The organism is Citrobacter sp. S46_ASV_140 (assembly GCF_018919545.1).
GTDB lineage: Bacteria > Pseudomonadota > Gammaproteobacteria > Enterobacterales > Enterobacteriaceae > Citrobacter > Citrobacter braakii.
Window position 1 is genome coordinate 1 of the sequence record NZ_JAHLRC010000003.1, and the last position, 21,705, is coordinate 21,705.

The following is a 21,705-nucleotide window of genomic DNA, read 5'->3' on the forward strand; positions in this document are numbered from 1 at the left end:
TCAACGGTCATGGTTTCTGCCGGGAAAATCATATCGCCTTCGTTTTCACGATCTTCGTCGTCAAGCACCATCACACCGCGTCCTTCACGCAGCGCAGACAGCGCAAGTTCAACACGTTCGAAAGGCGTACCAAAAGAGGAAAGTAGCGTCTGATTCATGGTAAAAAAACCTCACTAAAATTATGGTTACCAGAATCAGGGCAGTCTTAGGAGTACCGTCTAAGCGGCAAAAAAATAACGTGAGCGGGTCCATGCCCGACTGGATCGTTACTCTCTCCCATCCGGACTCTAACCGTCGGCCCCGGAATTACACCGGATCTGCTGACCTTTGAGTTTGCACCCAAAGCGCTCGCGGGCTTTCAACCTGAGTTGATTTACCGCCGGTGGGGAATTTCGCCCCGCCCTGAGAATAAGCGGGTTAACTATAACGCTATTGATTACCTTCATCAACGCCTTTGCTCGTCTTAGCTTCACACAATTCTGGTTTATGCCTGTGCCAGTTCGCACTACAATAGGCAACAACACGTACCAGTTCAGGGAAACCACAATGATTGACCCGAAAAAAATTGAGCAAATTGCTCGTCAGGTTCACGAGTCGATGCCGAAAGGGATCCGCGAGTTTGGCGAAGACGTCGAGAAGAAAATTCGTCAAACGCTGCAGTCACAGCTGACCCGTCTGGATCTGGTAAGCCGTGAAGAGTTTGATGTACAGACTCAGGTTTTGCTGCGTACCCGTGAAAAGCTGGCGCTGCTTGAGCAACGTCTGACTGAGCTGGAATCGCGTGAAAAAACGGCAGAAGTTAAACCTGCTCCCGCGATCCCGTCAGTCGATCCGCAAGAGTAAAAACGACAACGGGCCGCAAGGCCCGTTTTTTCTGTTAGTGTTCCAGTTCTAGCTTCCTGGCCTCCGTCGCCTGCTGGCAGTACAGCGCATAGCGTTTGCAAAACCAGCTACGATGTTCTTCATCCATATTCCCAGTTATCGCCTGGATATCTACGGGATGGCCCTCAGCTTGCATCCTGGCAAAACTACGGGCCAGGAAATCGAAATTGTTCATTGAATACATATTGCTGTTCATGAGCATACCCTCCAGTTATTGAATATCTGTTAAGGCCATATGCTTTTTCTAATTTCAGTATTTCCCTGGATGCGAAGTTATTCTGTACATATTGTGCGCAAACCCACTGCGTTGGTTCACAGTTTCCCACGAAATCTAAGAGGGGTCGGATTTAAGGTCAGCGTGACGCACGCTTATTGTGACGTCATGTAAAAGTAAATCGGGGGGAGAAATCCCCTCTCCCCTTATTCCTTTACTCTGGGTTGAAGAAAACAGCAGCATCAATAGCAAGAAACGTATCGAATCCAAAAGTTCGATACGTTTCCAGCATTTGTTATTTATCGCTGTCTTTTTGGATCTTCTTGATGATATTGGTCGTTGAGCAGCCATCTTCAAAGTTCAGCACCAGCACTTCACCGCCGTTCGCCCACACTTCTTTGCTGCCGGCAATATCTTCCGGCTTATAGTCGCCGCCTTTTACCAGCAGATCCGGCAGGATCCCGGCAATCAGACGCTGTGGTGTGTCTTCTTCAAAAGAGACCACCCAGTCGACGGCTTCCAGCGCGCCCAGCACGATCATGCGCTGTTCCAGCGGGTTGACCGGACGCGTTTCGCCTTTCAGACGTTTGGTCGAAGCATCGCTGTTTACCGCCACGATCAGACGATCGCCCAGCTTGCGCGCATTCGCCAGATAGGAAACGTGGCCCGCATGCAGGATGTCGAACACGCCGTTGGTCATCACCACTTTCTCACCGCGCTTGCGGGCGCTGGCTACGGCCTGTTTCAGCTCAGACTCGCTCATCACGCCAAAGCCAGTGTCGGCCCGACCGCGCACGGCGTTTTCCAGTTCAATCGGGGAAACGGTGGAAGTCCCCAGTTTACCGACGACAACACCCGCTGCGGCATTAGCAAAATAGCACGCCTCTTCCAGAGTGTTCCCCGCCGCCAGCGTCGCTGCCAGCACGCCGATCACCGTATCGCCCGCCCCCGTCACGTCATACACTTCCTGCGCCTGCGTCGGCATATGCAGTGGCGATTTGCCCGGTTGCAGCAGCGTCATACCCTGTTCGGAACGCGTGATCAGCAGCGCGGAAAGGTCGAAATCTGCAATCACTTTCATGCCGCGCTCAACCAGTTCATCTTCGCTTTTGCACTTACCGGCCACCGCTTCAAATTCAGACAAATTCGGCGTCAGCAGCGTTGCGCCACGATAGCGTTCAAAATCGGTCCCTTTCGGATCGATAAGCACCGGCACCCCAGCCTTACGCGCCAGAGCAATCATCTGCTGCACGCTTGCCAGCGCGCCTTTGGCGTAATCGGAGAGCACCAAAGCGCCAATGGAGCCCAGAGCCTGGTTAATACGCTCATGCAGTGGCTGCGGATCCACGCCTTCAAAACCTTCTTCGAAATCCAGGCGAATCAGTTGCTGGTTGCGGGAAAGCACGCGCAGTTTGGTGATCGTCGGATGAGTTGGCACAGAAACGAAGTCACATTTTACGTTCACATCCGCCAGCGTTTTGCTCAGCGCACGCGCCGCGTCGTCAATCCCAGTCAGGCCGACCAGACGCGAATTCGCTCCCAGAGAGGCAATGTTCATCGCCACGTTTGCTGCGCCACCGGGACGTTCTTCAATGGTATCAACCTTCACCACCGGAACCGGCGCTTCAGGTGAAATACGGCTGGTAGGACCGTACCAGTAGCGATCTAGCATCACATCACCGACAACCATGACTCCTGCACGTTCAAACTCTGGCAGCGTTACTTTCATTCCTGTCTCCTGAGAGATTCTCTGAGGGTCTTAAAATTTGCGCGCGATAATAGCACACTTCACTCGGCAACCAGCCACTTCTGCCAGCTGTCACGCACCAGCGTACGTTCAGCGTCGAAGTGCTCCGGCGCCACATGGCCCGGAAGTTCCTGCAATGCAAGATGATGAAGTTCATCGCGCAGCGTCGTATAAGCACGGGTAAGCGCCTGCGCTTCCTGCTCATCCATAATGTCGTTTTGCGCCAGTAACTCCAGAATGCGTACGTTATCCGACCAGCGCGTCAGCTTCGGTTTTTCATGCGCATAGCGCAGCACCAGGTATTGCGTAATAAACTCAATGTCGGTGATGCCGCCTTCATCCGCTTTGATATCAAAACGATCGCGATGCTTATTGCCCAAATGGGCCCGCATTTTCTCACGCATTTCGCGCACATCGGTCTGCAAGGTTTTCGCATCGCGGACGAGGGTCATGATATCGCGACGAATCGCATCAAACTGAGAGGTCAACCGTGGGTCGCCGTACACCACTCGAGCGCGCACCAGCGCCTGATGCTCCCACGTCCAGGCTTCGTTGCGCTGGTAATCAGCGAAAGCCTCGGTTGATGTCACCAGCATTCCCGCCGCGCCGGACGGACGCAACCGCGCATCCACTTCATACAAAATACCGGATGAGGTGCGGGTGCTGAAAAGGTGCATAATGCGCTGCGACAGACGCAAATAGAACTGTCGCCCGTCAATCTCACGCTCACCATCCGTCATCACGTCCATAGGACAGTCATGCAGGAAGATCAAATCAAGATCCGAACTGTAGCCCAGCTCCCAGCCGCCCAGTTTGCCATACCCGACGACGGCAAAACCGCGCCCCTCGCGCTCGTCAAGATGGGTGGGTTGCCCGTAGCGAGCGACCATCTGCATCCACGCCTGCTGGACTACCGCATCAATAATAGCTTCCGCCAGCCAGGTTAAGTGGTCGCTCACCTTCATCACCGGCAGCGTACCAGCGATATCTGCCGCGGCAATGCGCAGCAACTGCGTTTGCTTAAACTGACGCAGCGCTTCCAACTGCTGCTCTTCGTCATCTTCCGGCACGCGCAGCAAATACTGGCGCAGTTCATCACGGTAGGCATCCGTCGCGGTGGGTTGATACAAGGTGTTCGGATCCAGCAGTTCATCGAGCAACAGCGGATACCGCGCCAGCTGGCTGGCGATCATCGGCGAGGCGGCACATAACGAAATCAGATGCTTAAGCGCTCCGGGGAATTCGCTCAGCAGCTCCAGATAGGTCGTACGGGTCACAATGCCTACCAGCAGCGGTGTGATGCGTGACAGCGGGACTGAGGCGTCGTCACGCGAACAGACATCGCTCAGCAGATGCGGCATTAAGTGATCCAGCACCTGGCGTCCGCGTGGGCCAATGGTGCGTTTATCCAGCTCTTTGCGAAAATCGGCAATCAGAGACAGCACGCGCCGGCGATCGTCATCCGCCAGATGCGTCAGCACCGGCGTGGTGTCATCTTCCTGTAATGCGTCCTGCCACAGTTCACGCCACTGTTCTGAGAGCGACTCTTCCTGGGTTTCTGCTTCGTCATCGCCAATCAACTCGTTAAACACCCGGCGCACGTTGTCCATATGACTGGCCAGCACATCGGTTAGCTGCTGCCAGTCATCGACGTTCATCCCCCACGCCAGCCGCGCGCGATTCAGTTCATCGCCTGGCAACGTCTGGGTCTGCTCATCATTGATACTTTGCAGCAGGTTCTCCAGACGACGTAAATAGAGATAGGCTGCGCGCAGTTGTTCCGCGTCGGTGTCTGACAGCAGGTGCAACGCATTGATGGCGCTGAGCGTGGGTAACAGCGAGCGGGATTGCAATGACGGCTCGCGCCCACCGCGAATAAGCTGGAATACCTGCACGATAAATTCGATTTCACGAATACCGCCCGCGCCCAACTTAATGTTGTCTTTCAGACCACGGCGGCGCACTTCGCGGGCAATCATTCCTTTCATGTTACGCAGAGACTGGATCACGCTGAAATCAATATAGCGGCGGAAGACAAAAGGCCGCAGCATAGCGCGAAGCTCACTGACGTAAGTACCGTCGCAATCGCCCATAATGCGGGCCTTGACCATCGCATAGCGTTCCCAGTCGCGCCCTTGTTCCTGGTAATAATCCTCCAGCGCGGAGAAGCTCAGCACCAGCGGGCCGCTGTCGCCAAACGGGCGTAAACGCATATCCACCCGATAGACAAATCCATCCATTGTGGGCTGATCCAGCACTTTGATGAGCCGCTGGCCCATACGGGTAAAGAACTGCGCGTTATCCAGCTCGCGACGTCCACCCTGCGTACTGCCGTGCTCCGGCCAGGCAAAAATCAGATCGATATCAGAGGAAAAATTCAGTTCGCCGCCACCCAGTTTCCCCATGCCTAAAATCAGCAGCGGTTGCGCAACACCTTGTGGATTACAGGGCGTACCCCATTCACGACAGCAGGCGGCGTATAACCAGTCACGCGCGGCGACGATCAACGTTTCAGCCAAATGGCTTAGCTGCTGCAAGATACTCTCTTCCGTCACCAGCGACAGCGTCTGCGCCCAGGCGATACGCACCATGATGCGACGGCGAAACAGGCGCAGCTCACGCATCAGCGTGTTTTCGTCGCTAACGTCGACCAATACTTGCTGTAACCAATCAGCATAGTGTTGCCATTCATCCGCCTCGGGTGGCGTGCTTTCCAGTCCGACCAGCCATTCGGGATGGGCAATAATGCTGTCGCGAAAAAAATCACTGAATGTAAGCACTGACTTCGCCTGAATGCTAAGCGAGGACTCAGATATTGCTGCTGGCAGCCGCTCAACAACGGTCGGCCAGTACTGCTGTAACGGTGAAGAGAGCTGCTTCATTTATGGATTATCCTTTGAATAGTACCGGGCAGCGGCATGTTGCCTTATCCAGCCTGCATGACGCTTTCGCCCATCGCGTAAGCCTGATAAGCGCAGCGCCATCAGGCATCCCGGCCTCACCCTGATTATCGTTTTCCGCTGTGCAGCCAGAACGGTTCCAAAGCAATCGCCTCGTTGCGGAAGTGTTCAATTTCAATGTATTGGTTAGACGCAATGGCGTGACGTAAACCCTGCCAGGTGGCGATCCATTCCGATGCGACATTTTCGTCGTAGTATCCCGCCAGCATCAGCATGCTATCAATATTGCGCGTCAGGCGCGGAAGTTGATCGGCGTACTGATCGCCCAGCGGCTGAGCAAAAGCTGTTTTCAATTCAGCGGCATGGCGCGAGAGATGGGTATCCGAGAAACGCTTAAAGGAGTCGGCTATTTTAGCCTGCGCCTTCGCATCAAGGAACGGCTGCCACCCTTTGGTCACCAGCCATTCGGTCAGCGCCAGCTTGGCCATCGCCGTTTGCGTGCTGTAAACCGCGGAAACGGCAGAAACGTCAGACGCAATGATCGCTTCCGACTGGGTCAGCAAATCACGTAAGTGAGCACTCGCTTTTCTCGGCACATTACCGCCAAACAGCATCAGAATGTGACGCACCAGGCCCATCGCAGCCAGCACCTCGGCTTTCGCCCCTTTGACGCCGCGCACCCACAGCTCTTCATGGTACTGCCACTGTGATAATGCCAGCTCCAGCGCCGCTTCCAGCCCTTGCTCAATACTCGCTTTTGCCGGAACCTTCAAAATGCGCGTCGGTTTGAGTTCACGCGGTGCATTCCCCTGAGCCAGATGATAGCCGCGCGCCGCTTTACTCAGGCTGCCCTGGCGTAAACCGGTTTGCGATACCAGCTGGTTTGCCAGCTTCAATACCACACGGGTATCGCCGCTTAACAGCTCCAGTTCAAGCTCACAGATAGGTTCAGCCAACTCGCCCGCTTTCACTTCCCCAAGATCGAGGGCCATTTCAATGCGGCTACCGTCGATATCAAGGTGCCATTTCTCACGGTAAAAATCGGTGCTGAAGAGCGGCTGTACCTGAGAGGCAAGTTCAGCGGGCAGTTCGCCATCAGGCCAGACTTCCGTTGGAAACAGGGAGAGATCCAACTCTGGCGCGTTCAGCGCAACGTTAAACTCCGGCCGCTGATGCAGGCCACCCGTCACTCGTCCGGCAATTTTCATGGTCATTTCGTAATGACCGTTCTCACCGCGAATACGCAGCCCCATATCGTGACCACGCAGCCACGCATCGGGCGTTTCGTAGTAGATATTCAGCAACTGGCTGGGCGCATGATGCTCTCCCCCCAGCGTATTCAGACGTTCACGTAGCGCATCTACAGCGTCACTATTGACGATAAATTTTAATTCGATTTCCTGGGCCATGGTCTTGTACTTATGGGTTATGTCACAGTTGAGAAAACTGACTGCGAACTAAGCTCGTTCTTTATGGTCAGTAGATAGTATTTTGCGCCAAATTGCCATGCAACGAGCAATTTGACGGGCGTAAAAGTTTCGAGTGGTGGCAAAAAGGACACAGATGATTCCGATTGATGTCGAATGCTTTGCGTAGAGACACTGATGCCACTACTATCGTTCCACTTTCTATGACAATAACGACAGCCTGATGCCAAAATTACGCCTGATTGGATTAACTTTACTCGCACTTAGCGCCACTGCAGTCTCTCATGCCGAAGAAAAGCGCTATGTTTCTGACGAACTGAACACCTGGGTCCGCAGCGGTCCGGGAGATAATTATCGCCTCGTGGGTACGGTTAACGCCGGCGAGGAAGTCACGCTATTACAGACCGATGCCAACACTAACTACGCCCAGGTGAAAGACAGCACCGGACGTACCGCCTGGATCCCACTGAAAGAGCTGAACAGTACGCCGAGCCTGCGTACCCGCGTTCCCGATCTGGAAAACCAGGTCAAGACCTTGACCGATAAGCTCAATAATATCGACACCACGTGGAATCAGCGCACCGCCGATATGCAGCAAAAAGTGTCGCAAAGCGACAGCGTAATCGACGGGCTGAAACAAGAAAACCAGAAGCTGAGGAACGAGCTTATCGTGGCGCAAAAGAAGGTCAGCGCAGCCAACCTTCAGCTTGATGACAAACAGCGCACCATCATCATGCAGTGGTTTATGTACGGCGGCGGCGTGCTAGGTCTTGGTTTGTTGCTCGGCCTGGTTCTGCCACACATGATCCCCAGCCGTAAACGCAAAGATCGCTGGATGAACTGAATCGCCTTCTCCGCCGCACTGACATATGATTAAGGGATCATAATTTCAAAAGGAAAGTGGCGTGAAGATTTATCTGGTCGGTGGTGCTGTTCGGGATGCGTTATTAGGGCTACCGATTAAAGATAAAGATTGGGTTGTTGTCGGCGCCACGCCGCAAGAGATGCTCGACGCGGGCTACCAGCAGGTAGGCCGCGATTTTCCCGTGTTTCTGCATCCGCAAACCCGGGAAGAGTATGCGCTGGCGCGTACCGAACGCAAATCAGGCTCGGGGTATACCGGATTCACCTGCTACGCCGCGCCGGATGTGACGCTGGAGGCCGATCTTCAGCGTCGCGATCTGACCATCAACGCAATGGCCCGCGATGACGACGGCGAGATTATCGATCCGTATAACGGACGCGACGATCTGGAAAACCGTCTGCTACGCCATGTGTCCCCCGCCTTTAGCGAAGATCCATTGCGCGTGCTGCGCGTGGCGCGCTTTGCTGCCCGCTATGCGCACCTCGGTTTTCGTATCGCTGAAGAAACCATGACGCTGATGCGCGATATGAACGCCGCAGGGGAACTGGAGCACCTGACGCCAGAGCGGGTGTGGAAAGAAACAGAAGGTGCTTTAACCACCCGCAACCCACAGGTATTTTTTCAGGTCCTGCGCGACTGCGGCGCACTGCACGTCCTGTTTCCGGAAGTAGATGCCCTGTTTGGCGTTCCCGCGCCCGCGCAATGGCATCCGGAAATTGATACCGGTATTCACACGCTGATGACGCTGTCGATGGCGGCCATGTTAAGTCCGGAGGTCGACGTGCGTTTTGCCACGCTGTGCCACGATCTTGGCAAGGCATTGACGCCAAAAGCGCTGTGGCCACGCCACCACGGTCACGGTCCGGCTGGCGTGAAGCTGGTCGAGCAACTGTGCCAACGCCTGCGCGTGCCGAATGACATCCGTGATTTAGCCAAACTGGTAGCCGAGTTCCACGACCTCATTCATACCTTCCCGATCCTGCAGCCGAAAACCATCGTTAAGCTGTTTGATTCCATCGATGCCTGGCGCAAACCGCAGCGCGTGGAGCAAATCGCCCTAACCAGCGAGGCCGACGTGCGTGGGCGAACCGGTTTTGAAGCGGCGGATTATCCACAAGGCAGGCTGTTGCGTGAAGCCTGGCAGGTTGCGCAGGCGGTACCAACGAAAGACGTCGTTGAGGCGGGATTCAAAGGTCAGGCTATTCGCGAGGAACTGACCCGGCGTCGGATCGCGGCGGTGGCCGACTGGAAAGAACAACGTTGCCCGAAAGCGTAGACAGAGCATTGCCGGATAAGCGTTAACGCCGCTATCCGGCAAGCTAGTAAAATCAGAAGAACACGACGTAAACGGCAGCCGCCACAATAAAGCGGTAAATCGCAAACGGAATAAACGAGATGCGCTTAATCAGCTGTAGGAAGGTTTTGATCGCCACCAACGCCACGATAAACGCCGTCACGAAACCAACTGCAAACATCGGAATATCTGATGCGCTGAGGAACGTCCAGCTTTTGTAGAGATCCAGCGCCGTTGCGCCCATCATCATCGGCACGGCCAGCAGGAAGGAGAATTCGGAGGCCGCGTAACGGCTTACTCCCATCAGCATACCGCCAGAAATCGTCGCCCCGGAACGAGAAAAACCCGGCCACAGCGCCAGACACTGGAAACAGCCAATCATAAACGCCTGGCGATAAGTCATATCATCCAGACCCGGCGCACGCGGCTCTTTCGGCTTCAGGCATTCTGCGGCAATCAGCAGCACGCCCCCTACCACCAGCGCATACATGACGTTGATCGGGTTAAACAGAGATTTGATGATGTCGTGGAAAATCAGTCCCAGTACGACGGCAGGAACCATCCCCAACAGGATATGGCCCAGCGTCAGCCGACCTTTGCCAGTGCCTTCATGTGGGACCTTACCGAAGTGAATGCCAATCAGGCCAAACAGGCGTCGCCAGAACATCACCACGACCGCCAGGATAGAGCCCAACTGGATAACCACCTCAAATGTTTTTGCGGTGTCACCCTCAAAACCCAACAAGTGGCCAACAATAATCATATGGCCGGTACTGGAAACGGGTAAAAACTCCGTCAATCCTTCGACCACACCCAAAATTGCCGCCACCAGCAGCGAGTGCATATCACTCATTAATGAACCTCTAGATAGATAAACCACGGCGAAAACGAGCCGACATAAAGACCCTTTTATACCCGTTTGGTTTAGATATTATTATTTTAATTATTTTCTTTCAGATTATTGCCACGCTCAATGATAACCCCGACGTTCGCCGCACGGGCTACCGCGCCAGGTTTACTGAGTTTGATCCGCACCCATGGAGAATTAAAACGGCTAAGCAGCAGATCCGCCACTTCTTCCGCCACGCGTTCGACCAGCGCAAAGCGCCCGCCTTCCACATGATTAACAACCGTTTGAGCAATATCAGCATAGCTCAGGCAATCAGCCACATCATCGCTTTTAGCCGATTTACGGTTATCCCACGCCATTTCGATATCGAACACCAACTGTTGTTCGATCGTTTGTTCCCAGTCGTAAACACCAATAGTGGTGATTACAGAAAGTTGCTCTATAAATACAATATCCATCACGACCTGCCTGCTTTTTGGCTAACCCGGATACCACTTCCGGCGAAATATGCGTATTATCCACAGAAGTAGCGTTTTACACGACATTTTCAAAACGGAACAGCTTATGAGTGCAATCGCGCCTGGAATGATTATCTTCGCGTACCTCTGTGGCTCAATTTCCAGTGCTATTCTGGTATGCCGCCTTGCTGGATTACCGGACCCGCGTGACAGCGGATCTGGGAATCCGGGCGCGACAAACGTATTGCGCATCGGTGGCAAAGGAGCCGCCGTCGCGGTGCTGATTTTCGACGTCCTGAAAGGTATGTTACCCGTCTGGGGTGCCTATGCGCTAGGCATTAGCCCCTTCTGGCTGGGATTGATCGCGATCGCCGCCTGTCTGGGTCACATTTGGCCGGTCTTCTTCGGCTTTAAAGGTGGGAAAGGCGTTGCCACCGCCTTTGGCGCAATTGCGCCGATTGGTTGGGATTTAACCGGCGTGATGGCCGGAACCTGGCTGCTGACCGTCTTATTAAGCGGCTATTCATCATTAGGTGCTATCGTCAGCGCGCTGATCGCCCCCTTTTACGTCTGGTGGTTCAATCCCCAGTTCACTTTCCCGGTGTCCATGCTGTCGTGCTTAATTCTGTTACGCCACCATGACAACATTCAGCGTCTGTGGCGTCGTCAGGAGCCAAAGATTTGGACCAAGCTGAAGAAAAAACGCGAAAGAGACCCAGAGTGATTTTAATGTCGGATAGCGACGCAACAGCGTCTTATCCGGCGTGGGGAATGTGATACCCCTCCACCGGTTTGCCTAATCGGTGCTGGCACCACGTCGCCAGAAACTCCACGCACACCCGAAGCTTCACGCTGCGGTACAGCGGCTCCTGATAAACCGCCCAGATATTGGCGCTTTGCGCATAGTCCGGCAGCACGCGCACCAGTTCACCGCTTGCCAGAAACGGCTGCAGGTCCCATTCGGAACGCAGCATAATCCCTTTTCCCTGTAGCGCCCACTGCAACACAATCTCGCCGCTGTTAGAGGAGAGATGTCCCGCCACCTTGACCGACTTTTTCTCCTGGCCGTTATCCAGCTCCCACACCCCGTGGGTCATATCGCGTTCTTTAGTGACCAAGCAATCATGACGACTTAATTCCTGCAGCGTTGTCGGCTCACCATATTTTTGTAAATACGTCGGCGCTGCACATAATATTCTTCTATTTTTCGTTAACAAATGCGCAATATAATAATCCGGAATCTCGTCATTAATACGAATATCCAAATCGATATTATCCTGCGCCAAATCAATTTGCCGATCGTAAAGTTCAAAATGCACCTGTAATTCAGGATAGCTATGCATCAGTTCGGTAATAGCCGGTGCAATATAACTGCGCCCAAAGCCAAAGCTACAGCCGATACGAATCATCCCTGCCGGGCGTGTTTTGAGTTGCGTGACGTCATCGACCAGATGCTGATAGCCCGCAAGAATAGCCTGCGCATGTTCATAACAACGTTGACCACTCTCCGTGAGTGTCACGCCGCGCGCGGAGCGGCTTAGCAGCGTCGTCCCCAGCGTGGACTCAAGGATCTGAATGCGTTTCGTCACAAACGCGGGCGTTTGGCCCAGCGCCGCGGCGGCGGCACTGAAGCTGCCGCTATGAACAATTTCAACCAGGACCTGCAGGTCTTTCGCGAGGGGATACGTGTTCAGCATGATCGGTATATCCGTAAAGTTGTTAACTGCAGTGTAATTCCCTCATGCGTATTAAACCCTGCCTTTGCGCAATTTTTATTGCTTATCTGAACATCATTCACGATCTGTTAATTGGATATTCACAGTGGCAAATAATATAAACCCACATTTTTAGTGGTAGTTTGTGGCGGAGAATTTATTTCCAGATAAATAAAAGAACTGGAGTTAACAAGATGAGCAATCAAAATAACCAAAATGCGATAACTACGCTGACAAACATTGTCGCCGATTTTACCGCCATGATTTCTACCCGCATGCCTGACGACGTCGTAGATAAATTAAAACAGCTGCGTGAAGGCGAAACTTCGCCGATGGGTAAAATCATCTACCACACCATGTTTGACAACATGCAGAAAGCTATCGACCTGAACCGTCCGGCCTGTCAGGACACCGGCGAGATTATGTTCTTTGTGAAGGTCGGCTCCCGTTTTCCGCTGCTGGGCGAACTGCAAAGCATCCTGAAACAGGCCGTTGAAGACGCCACGGTAAAAGCGCCGCTGCGCCATAACGCGGTCGAGATTTTTGACGAAGTGAATACCGGCAAAAATACCGGTACCGGTGTGCCGTGGGTCACCTGGGACATCATCCCTGATAACGACGACGCGGAAATCGAAGTCTACATGGCAGGCGGCGGTTGTACGCTGCCGGGACGTTCGAAAGTGTTAATGCCTTCTGAAGGCTACGAGGGCGTGGTGAAATTTGTCTTCGAAAATATCTCCACGTTGGCAGTCAACGCTTGCCCGCCGGTGCTGGTGGGCGTAGGTATTGCCACCTCCGTGGAAACCGCCGCAGTCCTTTCTCGTAAAGCAGTACTACGTCCTATCGGATCACGTCATCCGAATCCAAAAGCGGCCGAACTGGAACTGCGTCTTGAAGAAGGGCTGAACCGTCTGGGCATTGGCCCGCAAGGGTTGACCGGGAATAGCTCGGTGATGGGCGTGCATATCGAATCCGCCGCACGCCATCCGTCGACTATCGGCGTTGCCGTTTCTACCGGCTGCTGGGCACACCGTCGCGGCACGCTGTTGGTTCATGCTGACCTCTCCTTCGAAAACCTGTCTCACACCCGGAGCGCGTTATGAAAAAGATCCTCACAACCCCGATCAAAGCCGAAGATCTGGCCGACATTCGCGTTGGCGATGTCATCTACCTGACCGGTACGCTGGTGACCTGCCGTGACGTGTGTCACCGCCGCCTGATCGAACTGAAGCGCCCGATTCCTTATGACCTGAACGGCAAAGCCATTTTCCACGCGGGGCCCATCGTACGTAAGAACAGTGAAAAATGGGAGATGGTCTCCGTTGGCCCAACCACCAGCATGCGTATGGAAGCGTTTGAGAAAGACTTTATCGAGCAGACGGGCGTCAAACTGGTGGTCGGCAAGGGCGGCATGGGACCGCTAACGGAAGCAGGCTGCAAGCAGTTTAAAGCGCTGCACGTAATCTTCCCGGCAGGTTGTGCGGTCGTGGCGGCAACCCAGGTTGAAGAGATCGAAGAGGTACACTGGACCGAACTTGGCATGCCGGAATCCCTGTGGGTATGTCGGGTTAAAGAGTTCGGCCCGCTGATCGTTTCCATCGATACCCACGGCAATAACCTGATCGCCGAAAACAAAAAGCTGTTCGCTGAACGTCGCGATCCTATCGTCGATGAAATCTGCGAGCACGTGCACTACATCAAATAACCCTCCCAGAGAGGCGCTGCGCCTCTCCCTTTTCGTAGGGATACAACAATGGCACCTTTAGCTGGTTGGTGGCGATACCTGGCTCCGCTGGTGGTCATCGCCATTATTGCTGTACTGCCCGTCCCCAACGGCCTTGAGAGCCACACCTGGCTCTATTTTGCCGTTTTTACCGGTGTGATTGTGGGGCTTATTCTGGAACCTGTACCGGGCGCGGTGGTGGCGATGATTGGCATTTCGATCATCGCCGTCCTTTCACCGTGGCTGCTGTTCAGCCCGGAGCAACTCGCGCAGGACGGTTTTAAATTTACCGCCAAATCGCTGTCATGGGCGGTCTCTGGTTTTTCAAACTCGGTAATCTGGCTTATCTTCGCGGCCTTTATGTTTGGTACCGGCTATGAGAAAACCGGGCTCGGTCGGCGTATCGCGCTGATGCTGGTGAAAAAGATGGGGCACCGGACGCTGTTTCTCGGCTATGCGGTGATGTTCTCTGAACTTATCCTCGCTCCCGTCACGCCGTCCAACTCCGCGCGCGGGGCCGGAATAATCTACCCGATTATCCGCAACCTGCCGCCGCTGTATAACTCGCAGCCCAATAGCGCCAGTTCTCGCTCCATTGGCTCGTACATTATGTGGATGGGCATTGTCGCCGACTGCGTCACCAGCGCCATTTTCTTAACGGCGATGGCGCCGAACCTGCTGTTAATCGGCCTGATGAAAGGCGCGTCCCACACGGCGCTGAGCTGGGGCGACTGGTTCTTAGGCATGCTGCCGCTGAGTATTTTACTGGTGCTGATTGTGCCCTGGCTGGCGTACGTGTTGTATCCACCGGTGCTGAAATCCGGCGATCAGGTTCCGCGCTGGGCGGATACAGAGCTAAAAGCAATGGGACCGCTCTGCGCACGCGAGAAAAAGATGTTGGTGCTGATGGTCGGCGCACTGGTGCTGTGGATCTTCGGCGGCGATTACATTGACGCCGCGATGGTCGGATACAGCGTAGTGGCGTTGATGCTGGTACTGCGCATCATTAGCTGGGATGACATCGTCAGTAATAAAGCCGCGTGGAACGTCTTTTTCTGGCTGGCCTCGCTGATAACGCTGGCGACCGGGCTCAATAACACCGGTTTTATTACCTGGTTCGGCAAGCTGCTGGCAAACGGGTTGAGCGGTTATTCGCCGATGATGGTGATGGTGGCGCTCATTGTGGTGTTCTATCTGCTGCGCTACTTCTTTGCCAGCGCCACGGCGTATACCTCCGCCCTGGCACCGATGATGATTGCCGCCGCGCTGGCGATGCCGGAAATCCCACTCCCGGTCTTCTGCCTGATGGTCGGCGCAGCCATTGGTCTCGGCAGCATTCTGACCCCGTATGCCACCGGTCCTAGCCCTATCTACTACGGCAGCGGCTATTTGCCGACGGTAGATTACTGGCGACTCGGTGCTATTTTTGGCCTGATTTTCCTTGTGCTGCTGGTGATTACCGGTCTGGTCTGGATGCCCCTCGTTTTACTGTAAAACCCCATTGGGGCGGCATATTGTCGCCCCTTTATCCATAAGCTTCTCATATGATCGATTTCCCGATGTGCTGAGGCATACTTTTTTGTATGCAAACACCCTCATGCTGATAAGGGAAACGCTCTGGACACGGTTGCGCACGAGACACTCACACGGGGCTGGCAGGCCGAACTGGATCTGCATTTCACCCGCACTGGGCACAACACGGTGCTCGCCTCGGCGCGTCATCATGGTCCATTGACGGTTCAGCGCCCGTTTTACCCGGAAGAGGACGTCTGCCACCTCTATTTGCTTCATCCACCCGCGGGGATCGTCGGCGGGGATGAACTACACATTGCCGTAACTCTCAACGAAAACAGTCATGCGTTAATCACCCAGCCCGGCGCGGGAAAGTTTTATCGCAGCGGTGGGCCGCAGGCGTTGCTGCGCCAACATTTCACGCTCGCGCCGCACGCCACGCTGGAGTGGCTCCCCCAGGATACGATCCTCTTTCCTGGCGCCAACGCCACTATCCAGTCCGTCTTTCACATCGCGTCGGAGAGTCGACTGCTGGCCTGGGATCTGCTGTGTCTCGGGCGACCGGTTATGCAGGAGTCCTTCAGCCACGGCACGCTGCAAAACCGTCTGGAAGTGTGGCGAAATGGGCAGCCGCTGCTGATAGAGCGCTTGCAGTTGCAGAAGGGGGAGCTGAGCGGCGTCGCGCACCATCCCTGGGTCGGCACGTTGCTGTGTTATCCGGCCACTGAAAACATGCTGGAAGGCACGCGCGAGCGGCTGACGCCGCTTGGCGATTATGCCGGGGCAACGCTTAACGACTCACTGCTGACGATCCGCTTTCTTGCCGACGACAACCTGATTGTTCAGCGCGTTATGCGTGACATTTGGCAATTTCTGCGCCCGCTTTTGACACACAAACCGCCCGTACTACCGCGAATCTGGCAAACCTAAGAGACCCCGTATGGAACTGACCCCCAGAGAAAAAGACAAGCTGTTGCTGTTTACCGCCGCGCTGGTGGCAGAACGTCGCCTGGCCCGCGGGCTGAAGCTGAACTATCCGGAATCGGTGGCGCTAATTAGCGCTTTCATCATGGAAGGGGCACGCGATGGTCAAACTGTGGCCTCGCTGATGGAAGACGGGCGTCACGTCCTGCGCCGCGATCAAGTGATGGAAGGCGTTCCGGAGATGATCCCAGATATTCAGGTTGAAGCGACGTTTCCGGACGGATCAAAGCTGGTCACCGTCCACAACCCGATCGTTTAAGGAGCGGCAATGATCCCAGGTGAATATCAGATAGCCAAAGGCAATATCGCGCTCAATCAGGGGCGGGAAACCTGTACGATCGTGGTGGAAAATCATGGCGACAGACCCATCCAGGTGGGATCGCACTATCACTTTTCCGAGGTGAACCCGGCGCTGCGCTTTGACAGGCGGGCTGCACGCGGCTTTCGTCTAAACATTCCTGCGGGCACAGCGGTACGTTTTGAGCCGGGACAAAAACGCGAAGTCGAACTGGTGCGCGTCGCTGGCGCACAAAGGATCGTGGGTTTTCGCAGCGAAGTGATGGGCGCGCTGGAGGCAAATGATGAGTGAAATTTCACGGCAGGCGTACGCCGACATGTTTGGCCCAACCACCGGCGATAAGGTACGTCTGGCGGATACCGACCTGTGGATTGAGGTGGAAAAAGACTTCACCACCTACGGCGAAGAGGTCAAATTCGGCGGCGGGAAAGTGATCCGCGACGGCATGGGTCAGGGACAAATGCGCGCGCAAGCGTGTGTGGATCTGGTGATAACCAACGCCCTGATCGTCGATCATTGGGGGATCGTGAAAGCGGATATCGGCATCAAGGACGCCAGGATCTTCGCCATCGGCAAAGCCGGTAATCCTGATATTCAGCCCGACGTCACGATCCCGATAGGCGTGGGAACTGAAGTCATCGCCGGGGAAGGCAAGATCGTCACCGCGGGCGGCGTGGATACGCATATTCACTGGATCTGTCCACAGCAGGCACAGGAGGCGCTCGTTTCCGGCGTAACGACGATGATCGGCGGCGGCACCGGCCCGGCAGCAGGAACTAACGCCACCACCTGCACGCCGGGTCCGTGGTACATCGCGCGCATGCTGCAGGCGGCAGACGCCTTGCCGGTTAACATCGGTTTGCTGGGTAAAGGCAACGGCTCAAACCCTGACGCCCTGCGCGAGCAAATCACCGCGGGCGCCATTGGCCTGAAAATCCATGAAGATTGGGGCGCCACGCCAGCCGCCATCAACTGTTCCCTGGAAGTAGCAGAGGAGATGGATATCCAGGTGGCGCTGCACAGCGATACGCTCAATGAGTCCGGTTTCGTTGAAGATACGCTGGCGGCGATTGGCGATCGCACCATTCATACCTTCCACACCGAAGGCGCGGGCGGCGGCCATGCGCCAGATATCATCACCGCCTGCGCGCATCCGAATATTCTGCCCTCCTCCACTAACCCGACGCTGCCCTATACCGTCAACACCATCGACGAGCATCTCGACATGCTGATGGTTTGCCACCACCTCGATCCGGATATCGCCGAAGACGTGGCCTTTGCCGAATCACGCATTCGCCGGGAAACGATCGCTGCCGAAGATGTGCTGCATGACATTGGCGCGTTTTCCCTGACCTCGTCCGATTCACAGGCGATGGGGCGCGTGGGCGAAGTGATCCTGCGCACCTGGCAGGTGGCGCACCGCATGAAGGTTCAGCGTGGTCCGCTGGCAGAAGAAACAGGCGACAACGACAACCAGCGCGTTAAACGCTACGTCGCCAAATACACCATCAACCCGGCGCTAACCCACGGCATCGCCCACGAAGTTGGCTCCGTTGAGCCTGGCAAACTGGCCGATCTGGTGCTGTGGTCCCCAGCCTTTTTTGGCGTAAAACCAGCGACGATCGTAAAGGGCGGGATGATCGCCTGTGCGCCGATGGGCGATATCAACGCCTCGATCCCCACCCCGCAGCCGGTGCATTACCGCATGATGTTCGGCGCACTTGGCGCGGCGCGGCATCGTACTCGGCTGACCTTTATTTCGCAGGCCGCTAACGCGCAAAACATCCCGCAGCAGCTCAATTTGCAAAGCGCCATCGCCGTCGTCAAAGGCTGTCGGACGGTGAAAAAGGCCGACATGATCCACAACGGCCTGCAACCCAATATTACCGTCGATGCTCAGACTTATGAGGTGCGCATTGATGGCGAACTAATCACCAGCGAACCGGCAGACGTTTTGCCGATGGCGCAACGCTATTTCCTGTTTTGAGGAGTGACGATGATCTACCTGACCCTACGCCTTGACCACGCCCACCGCGTCACCGCAAGCGTCACGCTACCCATTGATATGCGAGTAAAAAGCCGTGCCAGAGTGACGCTGAACGACGGTCGCGAAGCCGGGCTAATGCTTCCGCGCGGTTTGCTGTTACGCAGTGGTGATCTGCTGACCACCGAAGATGGCAGCGAGGTGATCGAAGTGATCGCCGCGCCGGAGTCGGTTTCCGTGGTGCGCTGCGCCGATCCTTTCCTGCTCGCCAAAGCCTGTTATCACCTCGGCAATCGCCACGTTCCGCTGCAAATTCTGCCGGATGAGTTGCGCTACCATCACGATCATGTGCTGGACGCCATGTTGCGCCAGTTCAGCCTGGAGGTGACGTTTGCTCAACTACCGTTTGAACCGGAAGCAGGCGCTTATGCCAGTGAATCACACGGGCATCATCACGCCCATGCGCACTGATGCATAACATCCAACAGCTGCGTCTGATGCAGCTCGCCAGCAGCGCTCTCCCGGTGGGGTCGTTTACCTGGTCCCAGGGTCTGGAGTGGGCGGTTGAAATCGGCTGGGTGAAAAGCGCCGATGACTTCTCTGACTGGCAAATCCAGCAGATGGAGCAGAACTTCTTTACCGTCGACCTACCGCTACTGGCGAGACTGTATCGCGCCTGCGAGCAGGACGATCTCGCTGCAGCACGCCGCTGGAGCGCTTACCTGTTGGCCTGTCGGGAAACCCGCGAACTACGGGATGAAGAACACAGTCGGGGCGCGGCGTTTACTCGGCTGGTCACCGACTGGGAAGCAGATTGCTCGCGGGAGTGGCGCGCGCTCTTTGTCGACAGCCAACTCTGCGGTATGGCCTGGCTGGGCGTGCGCTGGAAAATCCCCCTGACGGAGCTGGCATTAAGCCTCGGCTACAGCTGGATTGAGAGCGCAGTGATGGCTGGCGTCAAACTGGTTCCATTTGGGCAGCAGGCGGCCCAGCGTTTGATCATTGCGCTCTGCAATCGGTATGCGCAAGGTCTGGCACAGGCGCTGGCGTGTCCTGACGCCAGCCTCGGCTCCGCAACCCCGTTGGCGGCCATCGCATCTGCCCGGCATGAAACCCAATATTCCCGATTATTCCGCTCCTGAGGAGAAAAAATGAGTAACAACAAGCATCCCCTGCGCGTGGGCGTTGGCGGCCCGGTTGGCTCCGGCAAAACGGCGCTGCTGGAAGCGTTATGCAAATCCATGCGCAGCAGCTATCAACTGGCGGTGGTAACCAACGATATCTATACCAAAGAAGATCAGCGCATTCTCACCGAAGCAGGCGCACTGGAGCCAGACAGGATCGTCGGCGTGGAAACCGGCGGTTGCCCGCACACCGCTATCCGTGAAGATGCGTCGATGAATCTGGCCGCCGTTGAGGCGCTGAGCGAGAAATTCGGCAATCTGGATCTGATTTTTGTGGAAAGCGGCGGCGATAACCTGAGCGCCACCTTCAGCCCGGAATTAGCGGATCTGACAATCTATGTGATCGACGTTGCCGAAGGTGAGAAGATCCCGCGTAAGGGTGGCCCGGGGATCACCAAATCTGATTTTCTGGTGATCAATAAAACCGATCTGGCCCCTTACGTGGGTGCCTCGCTGGAGGTGATGGAGCGCGATACCCTACGCATGCGCGGCGAGCGTCCGTGGACGTTTAGTAATTTAAAATCCGGAGAGGGTCTGGAAAAAATTATCGCGTTTCTGGAAGAGAAAGGGATGCTGCGGGAGTAGAGTATTGCCCGGTGGCGCTACGCTTACCGGGCCTACAATATTATGTGCTTATGCCGCCGGTAATTCCGCCAGCGGCCAGCGAGGACGCACGGTCACGCCAAGATCCGCGGTTGCACCCGCTTTAAAACGCACCATGCCCGCGTAGGCGATCATCGCCCCGTTATCGGTGCAAAATTCCGGACGCGCGTAAAACACTTCGCCACGACGTTTTTGCATCATCTCGGCCAGTTTTGCGCGCAGCGTACGGTTAGCGCTCACGCCCCCCGCCATCACCAGACGTTTAAAACCGGTTTGATCCAGCGCGCGTTTACACTTGATCATCAGCGTATCAACCACAGCATCTTCAAACGCACGGGCGATATCTGCACGCGTCTGATCGTCATTTTCGTTATTACGAATGGTATTCGCGGCGAAGGTTTTCAGGCCGGAGAAACTGAAATCCAGACCCGGACGGTCGGTCATCGGGCGCGGGAAGACAAAGCGTTTTTCAACGCCTTGCGATGCAAGCTTTGACAACATTGGGCCGCCAGGATAATCCAGCCCCAGCAGCTTGGCCGTTTTATCGAACGCTTCACCAGCGGCATCATCTATCGATTCACCCAGTAATTCATACTGCCCAATACCGGTGACGCTAATCAGCTGCGTGTGACCGCCGGAAACCAGCAGCGCAACGAATGGGAAAGCAGGGGGATTATCTTCCAGCATCGGCGCCAGCAGATGCCCTTCCATATGGTGCACAGGAATTGCCGGTACGCCCCAGGCGAACGCCAGCGAACGTCCTACGGTTGCGCCGACCAGCAGCGCGCCAACCAGACCAGGACCTGCGGTATACGCCACCGCATCAATCTCTTTTGCCGTCAGTCCCGCTTCTTTCAGCGCGGCCTGGATCAGCGGTACGGTTTTACGTACGTGATCGCGCGAGGCCAGTTCTGGCACTACGCCGCCGTAGTCAGCGTGTAATTTCACCTGACTATACAATTGGTTGGCTAAAAGACCTTTTTCATCGTCGTAAATGGCGATGCCGGTTTCATCGCAGGATGTTTCAATACCCAGTACACGCATGACTTGTTTTACCTCGCTCTA

Annotated in this window: 23 protein-coding genes and 1 riboswitch; of the genes, 14 read left to right on the forward strand and 9 right to left on the reverse strand. The window is 55.3% G+C overall.

From position 1 onward, the window contains the following. A partial coding sequence (locus tag KQJ19_RS01680) for a 3,4-dihydroxy-2-butanone-4-phosphate synthase (RefSeq protein ID WP_216403295.1) occupies nt 1-158 on the reverse strand: 158 nt, incomplete at its 3' end. 106 nt (nt 159-264) lie between these two features. Then, nucleotides 265-414: riboswitch (FMN riboswitch) on the reverse strand. Between the two features lie 132 nt (nt 415-546). Here KQJ19_RS01680 and ubiK point away from each other — a divergent pair. Beyond that, nucleotides 547-843, forward strand: coding sequence for a ubiquinone biosynthesis accessory factor UbiK (ubiK, locus tag KQJ19_RS01685; RefSeq protein WP_003024618.1), 297 nt, complete (start codon nt 547-549; stop codon nt 841-843). Between the two features lie 34 nt (nt 844-877). Here the strand turns inward: ubiK and glgS are convergent, their stop codons facing one another. The 4 genes from glgS to KQJ19_RS01705 all read right to left on the reverse strand — a co-directional run bounded on the left by glgS (nt 878) and on the right by KQJ19_RS01705 (nt 7,152). Continuing rightward, on the reverse strand, nt 878-1,084 hold the full coding sequence (glgS, locus tag KQJ19_RS01690) for a cell surface composition regulator GlgS (protein ID WP_019077704.1): 207 nt from the start codon (nt 1,082-1,084) through the stop codon (nt 878-880). A 307-nt stretch (nt 1,085-1,391) separates the two neighbouring features. Further along, the gene (gene hldE / locus KQJ19_RS01695) at nt 1,392-2,825 is read right to left on the reverse strand and encodes a bifunctional D-glycero-beta-D-manno-heptose-7-phosphate kinase/D-glycero-beta-D-manno-heptose 1-phosphate adenylyltransferase HldE (RefSeq protein WP_016154530.1); all 1,434 of its coding nucleotides are present in this window, start codon (nt 2,823-2,825) and stop codon (nt 1,392-1,394) included. A gap of 59 nt (nt 2,826-2,884) precedes the next feature. After that, complete coding sequence (gene glnE / locus KQJ19_RS01700; protein WP_103767099.1) at nt 2,885-5,725, reverse strand: bifunctional [glutamate--ammonia ligase]-adenylyl-L-tyrosine phosphorylase/[glutamate--ammonia-ligase] adenylyltransferase; 2,841 nt, start codon at nt 5,723-5,725, stop codon at nt 2,885-2,887. Between the two features lie 125 nt (nt 5,726-5,850). Beyond that, entirely contained in the window at nt 5,851-7,152 is a 1,302-nt protein-coding gene (locus KQJ19_RS01705; protein ID WP_103767098.1) for an inorganic triphosphatase, read from the reverse strand. Nucleotides 7,153-7,393: 241 nt separating this feature from the next. On the opposite strand from KQJ19_RS01705, the gene KQJ19_RS01710 reads away from it, so the two are divergent. Continuing rightward, nucleotides 7,394-8,014, forward strand: coding sequence for a TIGR04211 family SH3 domain-containing protein (locus KQJ19_RS01710; protein WP_016154533.1), 621 nt, complete (start codon nt 7,394-7,396; stop codon nt 8,012-8,014). 61 nt (nt 8,015-8,075) lie between these two features. After that, entirely contained in the window at nt 8,076-9,311 is a 1,236-nt protein-coding gene (locus KQJ19_RS01715; protein WP_047358654.1) for a multifunctional CCA addition/repair protein, read from the forward strand. Nucleotides 9,312-9,363: 52 nt separating this feature from the next. Here the strand turns inward: KQJ19_RS01715 and bacA are convergent, their stop codons facing one another. Together bacA and folB are read right to left on the reverse strand one after the other, a co-directional pair. Further along, nucleotides 9,364-10,182, reverse strand: a complete 819-nt coding sequence (gene bacA / locus KQJ19_RS01720) for an undecaprenyl-diphosphate phosphatase (RefSeq protein ID WP_016154535.1) — start codon at nt 10,180-10,182, stop codon at nt 9,364-9,366. An 86-nt stretch (nt 10,183-10,268) separates the two neighbouring features. Then, nucleotides 10,269-10,637 (reverse strand): bifunctional dihydroneopterin aldolase/7,8-dihydroneopterin epimerase, encoded by a 369-nt coding sequence (gene folB, locus KQJ19_RS01725; protein WP_003828442.1) that lies wholly within the window; start codon nt 10,635-10,637, stop codon nt 10,269-10,271. A 106-nt stretch (nt 10,638-10,743) separates the two neighbouring features. Between folB and plsY the strand changes: the two genes are divergently transcribed. Further along, nucleotides 10,744-11,361, forward strand: a complete 618-nt coding sequence (gene plsY / locus KQJ19_RS01730) for a glycerol-3-phosphate 1-O-acyltransferase PlsY (RefSeq protein ID WP_016154536.1) — start codon at nt 10,744-10,746, stop codon at nt 11,359-11,361. Nucleotides 11,362-11,392: 31 nt separating this feature from the next. On the opposite strand, the gene KQJ19_RS01735 is transcribed toward plsY, so the two are convergent. Next, nucleotides 11,393-12,334 (reverse strand): LysR family transcriptional regulator, encoded by a 942-nt coding sequence (locus KQJ19_RS01735; RefSeq protein WP_016154537.1) that lies wholly within the window; start codon nt 12,332-12,334, stop codon nt 11,393-11,395. A gap of 212 nt (nt 12,335-12,546) precedes the next feature. On the opposite strand from KQJ19_RS01735, the gene ttdA reads away from it, so the two are divergent. The 10 genes from ttdA to ureG all read left to right on the forward strand — a co-directional run bounded on the left by ttdA (nt 12,547) and on the right by ureG (nt 20,622). Further along, nucleotides 12,547-13,455 carry a L(+)-tartrate dehydratase subunit alpha gene (gene ttdA / locus KQJ19_RS01740; protein WP_016154538.1) on the forward strand — a complete coding sequence of 303 codons (909 nt, stop codon included), beginning with the start codon at nt 12,547-12,549 and terminating at the stop codon, nt 13,453-13,455. Then, a complete protein-coding gene (gene ttdB / locus KQJ19_RS01745; protein WP_047499219.1) occupies nt 13,452-14,057 on the forward strand; it encodes a L(+)-tartrate dehydratase subunit beta in 606 nt (201 codons plus the stop codon). The genes ttdA and ttdB overlap by 4 nt, the downstream gene beginning before the upstream one ends. 48 nt (nt 14,058-14,105) lie before the next feature. After that, nucleotides 14,106-15,569: an anion permease gene (locus tag KQJ19_RS01750; RefSeq protein WP_049283285.1), complete on the forward strand. Its 1,464-nt coding sequence runs from the start codon at nt 14,106-14,108 to the stop codon at nt 15,567-15,569. A gap of 123 nt (nt 15,570-15,692) precedes the next feature. Continuing rightward, complete coding sequence (locus KQJ19_RS01755) at nt 15,693-16,517, forward strand: urease accessory protein UreD (protein WP_200011998.1); 825 nt, start codon at nt 15,693-15,695, stop codon at nt 16,515-16,517. 10 nt (nt 16,518-16,527) lie between these two features. Continuing rightward, nucleotides 16,528-16,830, forward strand: a complete 303-nt coding sequence (locus KQJ19_RS01760) for an urease subunit gamma (RefSeq protein ID WP_016154542.1) — start codon at nt 16,528-16,530, stop codon at nt 16,828-16,830. Nucleotides 16,831-16,839: 9 nt separating this feature from the next. Then, complete coding sequence (locus tag KQJ19_RS01765) at nt 16,840-17,160, forward strand: urease subunit beta (RefSeq protein WP_016154543.1); 321 nt, start codon at nt 16,840-16,842, stop codon at nt 17,158-17,160. After that, the gene (gene ureC, locus KQJ19_RS01770; RefSeq protein WP_019077710.1) at nt 17,153-18,856 is read left to right on the forward strand and encodes an urease subunit alpha; all 1,704 of its coding nucleotides are present in this window, start codon (nt 17,153-17,155) and stop codon (nt 18,854-18,856) included. Before KQJ19_RS01765 ends, ureC begins: the two co-directional genes overlap by 8 nt. A gap of 9 nt (nt 18,857-18,865) precedes the next feature. Then, nucleotides 18,866-19,324, forward strand: coding sequence for an urease accessory protein UreE (gene ureE / locus KQJ19_RS01775; protein ID WP_049283286.1), 459 nt, complete (start codon nt 18,866-18,868; stop codon nt 19,322-19,324). Beyond that, nucleotides 19,324-19,995, forward strand: a complete 672-nt coding sequence (locus KQJ19_RS01780; RefSeq protein WP_049283287.1) for an urease accessory protein UreF — start codon at nt 19,324-19,326, stop codon at nt 19,993-19,995. Before ureE ends, KQJ19_RS01780 begins: the two co-directional genes overlap by 1 nt. A 9-nt stretch (nt 19,996-20,004) precedes the next feature. Beyond that, nucleotides 20,005-20,622 (forward strand): urease accessory protein UreG, encoded by a 618-nt coding sequence (gene ureG, locus KQJ19_RS01785; RefSeq protein WP_016154547.1) that lies wholly within the window; start codon nt 20,005-20,007, stop codon nt 20,620-20,622. 48 nt (nt 20,623-20,670) lie between these two features. Here the strand turns inward: ureG and tsaD are convergent, their stop codons facing one another. Further along, nucleotides 20,671-21,684, reverse strand: a complete 1,014-nt coding sequence (tsaD, locus tag KQJ19_RS01790) for a tRNA (adenosine(37)-N6)-threonylcarbamoyltransferase complex transferase subunit TsaD (RefSeq protein WP_003024694.1) — start codon at nt 21,682-21,684, stop codon at nt 20,671-20,673. Nucleotides 21,685-21,705: the final 21 nt, after the last annotated feature.

Excerpts from the sequence above, each read along its gene's own strand:
- tsaD (WP_003024694.1), bottom strand. The coding sequence starts at position 21,684 with ATGCGTGTACTGGGTATTGAAACATCCTGCGATGAAACCGGCATCGCC.
- KQJ19_RS01780 (WP_049283287.1), top strand. The coding sequence starts at position 19,324 with ATGCATAACATCCAACAGCTGCGTCTGATGCAGCTCGCCAGCAGCGCT.
- KQJ19_RS01710 (WP_016154533.1), top strand. The coding sequence starts at position 7,394 with ATGCCAAAATTACGCCTGATTGGATTAACTTTACTCGCACTTAGCGCC.
- KQJ19_RS01760 (WP_016154542.1), top strand. The coding sequence starts at position 16,528 with ATGGAACTGACCCCCAGAGAAAAAGACAAGCTGTTGCTGTTTACCGCC.
- glnE (WP_103767099.1), bottom strand. The coding sequence starts at position 5,725 with ATGAAGCAGCTCTCTTCACCGTTACAGCAGTACTGGCCGACCGTTGTT.
- KQJ19_RS01750 (WP_049283285.1), top strand. The coding sequence starts at position 14,106 with ATGGCACCTTTAGCTGGTTGGTGGCGATACCTGGCTCCGCTGGTGGTC.
- ubiK (WP_003024618.1), top strand. The coding sequence starts at position 547 with ATGATTGACCCGAAAAAAATTGAGCAAATTGCTCGTCAGGTTCACGAG.
- bacA (WP_016154535.1), bottom strand. The coding sequence starts at position 10,182 with ATGAGTGATATGCACTCGCTGCTGGTGGCGGCAATTTTGGGTGTGGTC.
- ttdB (WP_047499219.1), top strand. The coding sequence starts at position 13,452 with ATGAAAAAGATCCTCACAACCCCGATCAAAGCCGAAGATCTGGCCGAC.
- ureE (WP_049283286.1), top strand. The coding sequence starts at position 18,866 with ATGATCTACCTGACCCTACGCCTTGACCACGCCCACCGCGTCACCGCA.
- KQJ19_RS01705 (WP_103767098.1), bottom strand. The coding sequence starts at position 7,152 with ATGGCCCAGGAAATCGAATTAAAATTTATCGTCAATAGTGACGCTGTA.
- ureC (WP_019077710.1), top strand. The coding sequence starts at position 17,153 with ATGAGTGAAATTTCACGGCAGGCGTACGCCGACATGTTTGGCCCAACC.
- ttdA (WP_016154538.1), top strand. The coding sequence starts at position 12,547 with ATGAGCAATCAAAATAACCAAAATGCGATAACTACGCTGACAAACATT.
- hldE (WP_016154530.1), bottom strand. The coding sequence starts at position 2,825 with ATGAAAGTAACGCTGCCAGAGTTTGAACGTGCAGGAGTCATGGTTGTC.
- ureG (WP_016154547.1), top strand. The coding sequence starts at position 20,005 with ATGAGTAACAACAAGCATCCCCTGCGCGTGGGCGTTGGCGGCCCGGTT.
- KQJ19_RS01735 (WP_016154537.1), bottom strand. The coding sequence starts at position 12,334 with ATGCTGAACACGTATCCCCTCGCGAAAGACCTGCAGGTCCTGGTTGAA.
- plsY (WP_016154536.1), top strand. The coding sequence starts at position 10,744 with ATGAGTGCAATCGCGCCTGGAATGATTATCTTCGCGTACCTCTGTGGC.
- KQJ19_RS01765 (WP_016154543.1), top strand. The coding sequence starts at position 16,840 with ATGATCCCAGGTGAATATCAGATAGCCAAAGGCAATATCGCGCTCAAT.
- folB (WP_003828442.1), bottom strand. The coding sequence starts at position 10,637 with ATGGATATTGTATTTATAGAGCAACTTTCTGTAATCACCACTATTGGT.
- glgS (WP_019077704.1), bottom strand. The coding sequence starts at position 1,084 with ATGCTCATGAACAGCAATATGTATTCAATGAACAATTTCGATTTCCTG.